We start from the raw sequence: 7,747 nt of genomic DNA on the forward strand, positions 1-7,747 counted from the left end.
TGATGATCGTGTCGACCGCGATCGCGGTCTTGCCGGTCTGGCGGTCGCCGATGATGAGCTGACGCTGGCCGCGGCCGATCGGAATCATGGCGTCGATGGCCTTGAGGCCGGTCTGCATCGGCTCGTGCACCGACTTGCGCTGGGTGACACCCGGGGCCTGCAGCTCGAGGGCACGGGTCGACTCCGCGGCGATGGGGCCGAGGTCGTCGATGGGCTGGCCGAGCGGGTCGACCACGCGGCCGAGGAACGCGTCACCCACCGGGACAGAGAGGATCTGGCCCGTGCGGTGCACCTCCTGGCCCTCCTCGATGCCGGCGAACTCTCCGAGGATGATGACGCCGATCTCGCGGACGTCGAGGTTCTGGGCAAGGCCCAGGACGCCGTTCTCGAACCGCAGCAGCTCGTTGGCCATGACCGAGGGGAGGCCCTCGACACGGGCGATGCCGTCCGCGGCCTGAACGACCGTTCCGACCTCGACGCGCTCAGCGGTTCCGGGTTCGTAGGACGCCGCGAAGTCGTTCAGCGCATCGCGGACGTCATCGGCATTGATGGTCAATTCGGCCATCTGCAGTCCCTGCTCTCTACATCTCGTGGTCATCATCGGTGCAGCACTGGCTGTGATGACCTTCTTGTGTGGTTCGAAGTGTGCTGTGGCGTCTCAGCCAGCCTGCCCCGCGAGCTGGCGGCGCAGTTCGGTGAGCCGGGCGAGAGTCGAGGCATCGAGCACCTCGTCGCCAACCGTGACGCGGACGCCGCCCAGAAGCTGGGGATCGACCGTCGTGGTGATCTTGAGCTCGCGGCCGTACAACCGGTTGAGACCGGTCTGCAGCCGCTCCGCCTGATCGTTGTTCAGGGGCCGCGCTACGGCGACCTCCGCGATCCAACGCTCCTGGCGCTTGGCGGCCAGCGCGGCGAAGCGCTTCACGAGTTCGGTCGGCTTGAGGCCGCGCGGATCCGCCGCAGCCTGGCCGATGAGCAGACGCGCCTCGTCCGATGCACTCGGGACGAGGCGAAGTGCCAGCGTCCGCTTGGCCTCGGCACTGGCCTGCGGCTCGCTCAGGGCGGCCTGCAGATCGTGGCTGTCGTCAACGGTTCGGACGAAGGAGAAGAGATCGTTCTCGAGCCGTTCCAGCCCGCTCAGCCCCGACGCTTCGCCCCTCTGCTCGGCGACGGCGATCGCCACAGTCGCTGCCAGGGTCTCGAGTGCATCGCTGATGTCGCGGGAGCCCGCCCAGCGCTGCGAGGCCAGCCTCGACACGATCTCCGCCGCGTCGGCCGATGCCTTGCCCGCGAGAAGCCGCTGGACGAGGGCAGACTTCTCCGCGCCCTCGCGGGACGGGTCCGTCAACGCTCGCCGGAGGCCGGCCGAAGCGTCGAGGACCCGCAGGATGCCGAAGAGCTCATCCGCCAGCGACAGCGACGCCGTGGGCAGCTTGGTCTCCAGATCCGCCAGCGCGGTGGCCAGCGATTCGCTCGATACTCCTGCCATTACTTCGCCGCACCTGCGTTCTGGGCTTCCAGGTCCGCGAGGAAGCGGTCGACGACGCGGCTTGCGCGGGCGTCGTCGTCCAAGGCTTCGCCGACGATGCGCCCGGCGAGCGTCGTCGCCATCGAGCCGACCTCACTGCGCAGCGAGACGAGCGCATGCTGCCGCTCGGCCTCGATCTGCACGTGGGCCTGCTCGGTGATCCGCGCGGCCTCGGCGGCCGCCCGCTCCTTGAGCTCGGCCAGGATCTGGGCGCCCTCGGCACGAGCCTCCTCGCGGATGCGATTCGCCTCGGTCCGGGCGTCCACAAGCTGCTGCTTGTACTCCTCGAGGGCAGCGGAAGCCTCGGCCTGGGCCTTCTCGGCCTTCGCAATGCCGCCCTCGATCGCCTCAGCGCGCGCGGCGAAGGTCTTCTCGAACGCCGGCACAACGTACTTGACCGCGATGAAGAGCAGGATCGCAAAGCCGACCGCGGTGACGAGCACCTCCCACCAGTTCGGTGCGAGCGGGTTGGCGCTCTCGGTGGCTGCTTGCACCATGAGCTGATGCATCGGTTCCACCCCTCCTATCTACTGAAGTAGCTGGTTCTCGGCTCGGTAATGCCCGTTTTACTTCAGGACGAAGGCGAACACGAGGCCGAGGATGGCGAGCGCCTCGGTCAGTGCAAGGCCGAGGAACGCGAGCGGCTGGAGAACGCGCTGCGCCTCAGGCTGACGGGCAACACCGTTGATGTAGGCCGCGAAGACGAGACCCACGCCGATGGCACCGCCGATGGCGGAAAGACCGTAGCCGATGAGGTTGAGGCTGCCGTTGATCGTGCCGTTCATTGATTTTCCTTTCAATCGCCCGCAGGCAGGTTGATGGGTTGGGTGCCCCCTCCGCGAGGGGAATTCTCAGTGGGCGTCGGCCGCGACCGCGCCCTGGATGTAGATCGCGGTGAGAAGCGTGAACACATAGGCCTGGAGCACCATGATCAGCGCCTCCAGCATGTACATGGCCACCGCAAAGATCAGCACGAACACGCTCAGGCCCTTGAGGACAACGTTCTCCTGCTCGACCAGGAACGCGATGCCGGATCCCGCGAGGGCCACGACGAGGTGCCCCGCAAGCATGGTCGCAAAGAGACGGAGGCTGTGGGTCATCGGGCGAACGATGAAGTTCGAGATGATCTCGATGGGCACGACGATCGGCATGATGTACCACGGCACGCCCGAGGGGACCACGGCGAGCTTGAGGTAGCGGAGGCCGAAGCGCTTGAGCCCCACACCGATCCAGATGACGTAGACGAGGCCGGCGAGGAAGTAGGCGCCGCCGACATGGGACATCGTCGGGAGCTGGAAGAGCGGGATGGCGCCGTAGATGTTGTTCAGCAGGATGAAGAAGAACAGCGCGAAGAGGAGCGGCACGAATGCCATGAAGTCGCGACCGCCGATGACGTCCTTGCCGATGCCATTGCGGACGAAGCCGTAGAGCTGCTCTCCGAGGAACTGGAGCTTGCCCGGGACGAGCTGCCGCTTGCGCGAAGCCGCGATGAAGAACCACGCGATGAAGACCACCGACAGCAGGACGAGCAGCATCTGCTTGTTGAAGCCCTCGTCTGCGCCCCATGGCAGGATCGCCGGGAGGTGCAGGCTTTCGAGGCCGGGAGGGGTGAAAGTGCCGCTGTTGTCGGCGGCCGGAAGCGTGAGCGGGGTCAACGCGATTCCTCTCTTGCAGTGTCCTTCATCGGGCAGGTGCCGGGGCGAGTGGCTTCGACCCCCACATGTGAAATTGTTGGTAGCTCCATCAGCTGCCGCTGTTCCCTTCGACGTCGTCGTCGCCGGGGTCGGCCTGTGCTGGTCCATGCTGCTGCGTGAAGAGTCCGTGCTTGCCGGCGAGGTACAGGCCGCCGACAATCCCCAGCAGGGCTCCGATGAGCACGAACCAGCGGGTTTTCAGGAGAGTGTCCAGCCCCCACCCTATCAAACTCCAGACAATGGTCCCGCCAATGATGTAGCTGAAGACAGCCATGCCTGCGTTGTAGCCGCCGTCGCCGTGAGGCAGGGGTTCGGAGGGTTCATGAGGGGCTCCGCGGTCAGCCACGGGGACCTCCGGGGGTAGCGCCGGGAGTCGGCGAACCGGCTTGTCCTGGTTCCTCCGGATCGTTGAAGATCTGGAGCCGAACGCGGCTGAAGCCCCACAGCTCGATGGCCTGCCAGACGACGACCGTCACGATGCCGGCGGCTCCGAACCAGGGCGGGTCGATCCAGGCGGGGGTGCCGATCCAGATCAGCAGGGCCGCGAAGCCGATGATCTTGATGAGGTAGACCACTGCGAACATGCCGATCGCGCCGGCCGGGTTCCGTCGCCCCACGAAATGGCCCACGAGGAGGCTGATGGCGAAGAACGCAATGACGACGACGGCGGCGAACGCGACGCTTCCCGCGGCGGCCGGCCCAGTGGCCAGCCAAGCGACGACGGCGAGGACTGCGTCCACTCCGGCGGTCGTCCCCGAGCACAGTCCCGCGAGCCGCAGCCACAGTGACGAGAAGCTGACGCCGACGGGTCCGGTACCGCGACCGGGGCGTGCAGGCGTGCTGGTCATCTCGAGCCGTTCGTCGGCGGCCACCCATCGATGGGTGCGCCATCGAAGCGGTGCCGGCGTGGGTGTGGGTGCGGTCCCTATTCTACATGAGATAGAAACTCAGTGGCTGACGCTCGGACGCGTACCCAGGCCGCCCGCCGTCGCCCGCCATTGGGCGAGCGCGACGCCGGTCTGGGCCACGATCCAGGCCGCCCCGCAGACCCAGAGCGAGAGCCAGTACCAGCCTCGGTCCGACCAGGGCGGAGAGCCGACCACGAGGAGCGCGATCGCGAACGCGACCACCTTCATGAGCACGTCCGCGACGAGCGTGCGCCGGCCAAAAGGAAGGGTGGGGGCCGCGCCGTGGAGGATCACGACCGGCGCGCCGCCGCATACGGCGACCACGGCGAGCGAGAGGAAGGTCGAATAGAGCAGGGGAACTCCCCCGTTGCCCAGCCCGGTGAAGCCGAGGAACGTGGCCGCCGCAACCGTCGCCGCGAAGGGGACGGTGAGGCGCGGAACCCACGGGGTCGAGCGGAGCCACACGCGGCGCACGGGGCTGCTCGCAACATTCTCCCGGACCCACGGGTGCATCGTGAGGAACGCGACGGCCGGGAGGACGATGATGTTGAAGACCGTGAGCGGGATCCACGGGACGAACGCGTACGCCACCCCGCCGAAAGCCACGAACGCCGTCCAGACGTACATCACGGCAACGGCCTGCCGATGCGTGTAGCCGAGGTCGAGCAGCTTGTGGTGCACGTGCTCCCGGTCGGGCGAGAACGGCGATCGTCCGCTCGCCGTCCGCCGCAGGACGGCGAGGATGAGGTCGAGGAACGGGAGAACCATGACGACGATCGGCAGCACCACGGGAACGAACGTGGGAATGCCTTCCGCTCGGTCATAGAGCCCCGACGCGATCTGGCCCGTTGCGACCACCGCGCCGGTGGCCATGACGAGCCCGAGCAGCATGGAACCGGAATCGCCCATGAAGATCTTCGCCGGATGAGCGTTGTGCGGCAGGAACCCCACGCAGATGCCCACGAGGAGCGCCATGAGGAGGGTCGAGAGGTCGGTGTAGTCCGGCAGGAGCGCGTTCCGGTGCACCCAGTAGGCGGTCAGGAAGAACGCGAAGCCGCCGATCCCCGCGACGCCGGCGGCAAGCCCGTCGAGGCCGTCCACGAAGTTGATCGCGTTGACCGTCAGGACGATGAGGAACATCGTGAGGCCGATCTGCAGCCATTCCTGCGTCACCGGCAGCAGGCCGAGTGGGAGGAACGTGACGCGCGGGCCCCAGAAGGCCACGATGCCTGCCGCCACGATCTGCCCCGCCAGTTTGACCCAGCTGTTCAGGTCCACGATGTCGTCGATTGCGCCGAGCAGGACGATGAAGACGGCCCCGCCCAGGACGGCCCAGGTCTGCGGGGTGTCGAAGAAGATCGACCGGATCCACACGGTCTGCGACGCCGCCCAGAACGCGGCGGCGAACCCCGCAAGCATCGCGATCCCGCCGAGGCGCGGGACGGAGCGGGTGTGCACGTCCCGCTCGCGCACGGGCGAGACGATGCCGAGCCGGAGGGCGACGACGCGGACGACCCCAGTCGCGGCATACGTGACGATGGCGGCCAGCATGGCCACGAGGACATAGATGAACATGGGTCAGCCGGCGGCCTCCCCCGAGCTCGCCGTCACGCGCTGGGCTGCGGCGGGAAGCTCAGTGAAGGCGGTCCGGTACCCGCGGCGACGCACGCGCGTGGGCATGAGGCGGTAGGCCCCGCGCACGAGCACGTTCCGGCCGAAGGCCAGGGGCCCGACGTAGTGGGCGCCGAGCAGCCGGCGCTGGAGCCGCAGCTCGGCCATGAGCATCCGGCTGCCGCCGCGGCGGGCGTAGGCGCCGTCGCTCACTCGGTACAGCACGAGGACGTCCGGCACATTGGCGCCGAGGCTCCCGCCGTGGAGCATTCTCGCCCACAGCCAGTAGTCCTCCATGTCCGGCACGCCCCGGTAGCCGCCGGCAGCGCGGACTGCAGAGGCGCGGTACACGACGCTCGGATGGTTGAACGGCGTGCGGAATCCGAGCTGGGCCATGATCTCGCGGTGCGTCACCGGGACGGGTCGGCTCGCGAGCCGCCGGGACTCGTCGTCGCCGATTTCGGCGATTGCCGAGCCCACGATGTCGTAGCCCTCGGCCAGGAGCGCCAGCTGCCGCTCGAAGCGCTCGGGCAGCGCGACGTCGTCGGCGTCCATCCGCGCAACCACGTCATGGCGGCAGAGTTCGAGGCCGGCGTCGAGCGCGTCTGCGAGGCCGACTCCGGCGGGCAGCCGAAGAACGTCAGTCGGCAGATCGGGGTTCCGCTCGGCCTCGCTGAGGACCGCCTCGATGTCTTCGCCCACCGGGCCGTCCCGCACGATCACGAGCTGGGCCGGCCTGACCGTCTGGTCGAGGGTCACCGACGCAATGGCGCGGCGGACCCGCGCAGCCACGTCGCCGGCGTAGACGGGCAGGAGGACCGAGAACTCGGGCACCGCCGCGGGCTCCCGTTGCGCCGTCATCTCCGCAGGGTCCACACCCTGCGGAGATGACGGCGCATCGGAGCGGGGCAGGCCGCCGACGCCGGCGAGGACCTCCTCGTTGGGACGCGGCGCGCGGGAAAGCGCCTCGCAGAGGCCCGCAGCACCAGCCTTGAGCACCAGCCACGGAGACGCGCTGTTCCGCACCATGACGCCCCAGCGCCGGAGCGTCGAGGCCCCGTAGAGGGCCTTGTCGGCGGGCGCCAGCGCGGGCGAGCGAAAGAAGGTCCAGAGCTTGTTGCGCACCTCGAAGCGGAAGCGTTCCCCGACGTCGGCCGTGTGGGAATCGTAGGTCTTCGTGTGGTGCTCGACGACGGAATCGAGGCTTGCGAGGGCAAGTCTCCGGCGCGCGAGGCGCATGGTGAACTCGAAGTCGTCGTTCCAGAGGAAGAAGTCCGCGAGGGGGAGGCCGAGGGCCCGGATCGCCTCGGCGTCGACGAACAGCGAGACGAACGACGCCGAGCGCACGACCCTCGCGCGGTGGGCTGCGGCGAAGGAACGGTCGGCCGGCGCGGCGTCCCAGCGGTCGCGCATCGTGTTCATCGGATGGTGCCGCCCATCGCTCCAGACAACGCTGCTCGCGATGAACGCAGGCTTGTCGGTCCGGGGGCACGCCTCCCACAGGCGCAGCGCCTCCGACAAGGTTCCCGCGAGCGGAACCGTGTCGTCGTCCATGATCCAGACGAGGTCAGGCGCGTGCCGGGCCAGAGCGGCAGCCATCCCCACGGCGAAGCCCCCGGCGCCACCTGTGTTCTCGCTCAGACGGATCAGCTCGTACTCGAAGGGCACGCTGAGCCCTTCGAGGAACTCTCCGGAGCCGTCAGTCGACGCGTTGTCGACCACCACGAGCGCCTCCGGCACCCGGTCCCCCGCGGCAAGCGCGGAGAGGGACCGCTCGAGCAGCTCGCGCCGGTTGTAGCTCACGACGACGGCGACGACCCGCGGCGCGCGGGCCTCAGTCACGCGGCTGCTCCGCAGTGGCCCCCGCCGTCGTCTGCTGCCCACTCCCCTGGCCGTCGCTGGCGGGCTCACCCGGTTCCGGGGCCTCGCTCGAGGCCTCCCCCGGCTCGACAGCCTGCACTTCAGAGGTCTCGGGTTCTGGTCGGTCCTGCTCGGCCAGCGGCTCC

The 7,747-nt window shown here is 68.6% G+C and carries 8 protein-coding genes and 1 pseudogene; all 9 read right to left on the reverse strand.

The window, feature by feature from the left end:
* A pseudogene (locus tag V7053_RS06585) lies at positions 1 to 565 on the reverse strand (F0F1 ATP synthase subunit alpha); the annotation flags it as partial.
* Positions 566 to 658: 93 nt separating this feature from the next.
* Entirely contained in the window at positions 659 to 1,489 is an 831-nt protein-coding gene (locus tag V7053_RS06590; protein ID WP_334171472.1) for a F0F1 ATP synthase subunit delta, read from the reverse strand.
* On the reverse strand, positions 1,489 to 2,037 hold the full coding sequence (locus tag V7053_RS06595; protein ID WP_334171473.1) for a F0F1 ATP synthase subunit B: 549 nt from the start codon (positions 2,035 to 2,037) through the stop codon (positions 1,489 to 1,491). The genes V7053_RS06590 and V7053_RS06595 overlap by 1 nt, the downstream gene beginning before the upstream one ends.
* A gap of 57 nt (positions 2,038 to 2,094) precedes the next feature.
* Positions 2,095 to 2,313, reverse strand: a complete 219-nt coding sequence (atpE, locus tag V7053_RS06600; RefSeq protein ID WP_125609928.1) for an ATP synthase F0 subunit C — start codon at positions 2,311 to 2,313, stop codon at positions 2,095 to 2,097.
* Positions 2,314 to 2,379: 66 nt separating this feature from the next.
* Positions 2,380 to 3,183: a F0F1 ATP synthase subunit A gene (gene atpB, locus V7053_RS06605; RefSeq protein ID WP_334171474.1), complete on the reverse strand. Its 804-nt coding sequence runs from the start codon at positions 3,181 to 3,183 to the stop codon at positions 2,380 to 2,382.
* Between the two features lie 88 nt (positions 3,184 to 3,271).
* Positions 3,272 to 3,496, reverse strand: coding sequence for a hypothetical protein (locus tag V7053_RS06610; protein WP_443022568.1), 225 nt, complete (start codon positions 3,494 to 3,496; stop codon positions 3,272 to 3,274).
* Between the two features lie 64 nt (positions 3,497 to 3,560).
* Complete coding sequence (locus V7053_RS06615) at positions 3,561 to 4,094, reverse strand: hypothetical protein (protein ID WP_334171475.1); 534 nt, start codon at positions 4,092 to 4,094, stop codon at positions 3,561 to 3,563.
* 75 nt (positions 4,095 to 4,169) lie between these two features.
* Positions 4,170 to 5,705, reverse strand: a complete 1,536-nt coding sequence (locus V7053_RS06620; protein ID WP_334171476.1) for an MraY family glycosyltransferase — start codon at positions 5,703 to 5,705, stop codon at positions 4,170 to 4,172.
* 3 nt (positions 5,706 to 5,708) lie between these two features.
* Positions 5,709 to 7,583 carry a glycosyltransferase gene (locus V7053_RS06625; RefSeq protein WP_334171477.1) on the reverse strand — a complete coding sequence of 625 codons (1,875 nt, stop codon included), beginning with the start codon at positions 7,581 to 7,583 and terminating at the stop codon, positions 5,709 to 5,711.
* Between the last annotated feature and the right edge of the window lie 164 nt (positions 7,584 to 7,747).

Origin of the sequence: Sinomonas sp., assembly GCF_036848755.1 — a bacterium.
GTDB lineage: Bacteria > Actinomycetota > Actinomycetes > Actinomycetales > Micrococcaceae > Sinomonas.

What these genes read in the sequence shown, in the direction of transcription:
- V7053_RS06590 (WP_334171472.1), bottom strand. Translation starts at nt 1,489, where the DNA reads ATGGCAGGAGTATCGAGCGAATCGCTGGCCACCGCGCTGGCGGATCTG.
- V7053_RS06595 (WP_334171473.1), bottom strand. Translation starts at nt 2,037, where the DNA reads ATGCATCAGCTCATGGTGCAAGCAGCCACCGAGAGCGCCAACCCGCTC.
- atpE (WP_125609928.1), bottom strand. Translation starts at nt 2,313, where the DNA reads ATGAACGGCACGATCAACGGCAGCCTCAACCTCATCGGCTACGGTCTT.
- V7053_RS06610 (WP_443022568.1), bottom strand. Translation starts at nt 3,496, where the DNA reads ATGGCTGTCTTCAGCTACATCATTGGCGGGACCATTGTCTGGAGTTTG.
- V7053_RS06620 (WP_334171476.1), bottom strand. Translation starts at nt 5,705, where the DNA reads ATGTTCATCTATGTCCTCGTGGCCATGCTGGCCGCCATCGTCACGTAT.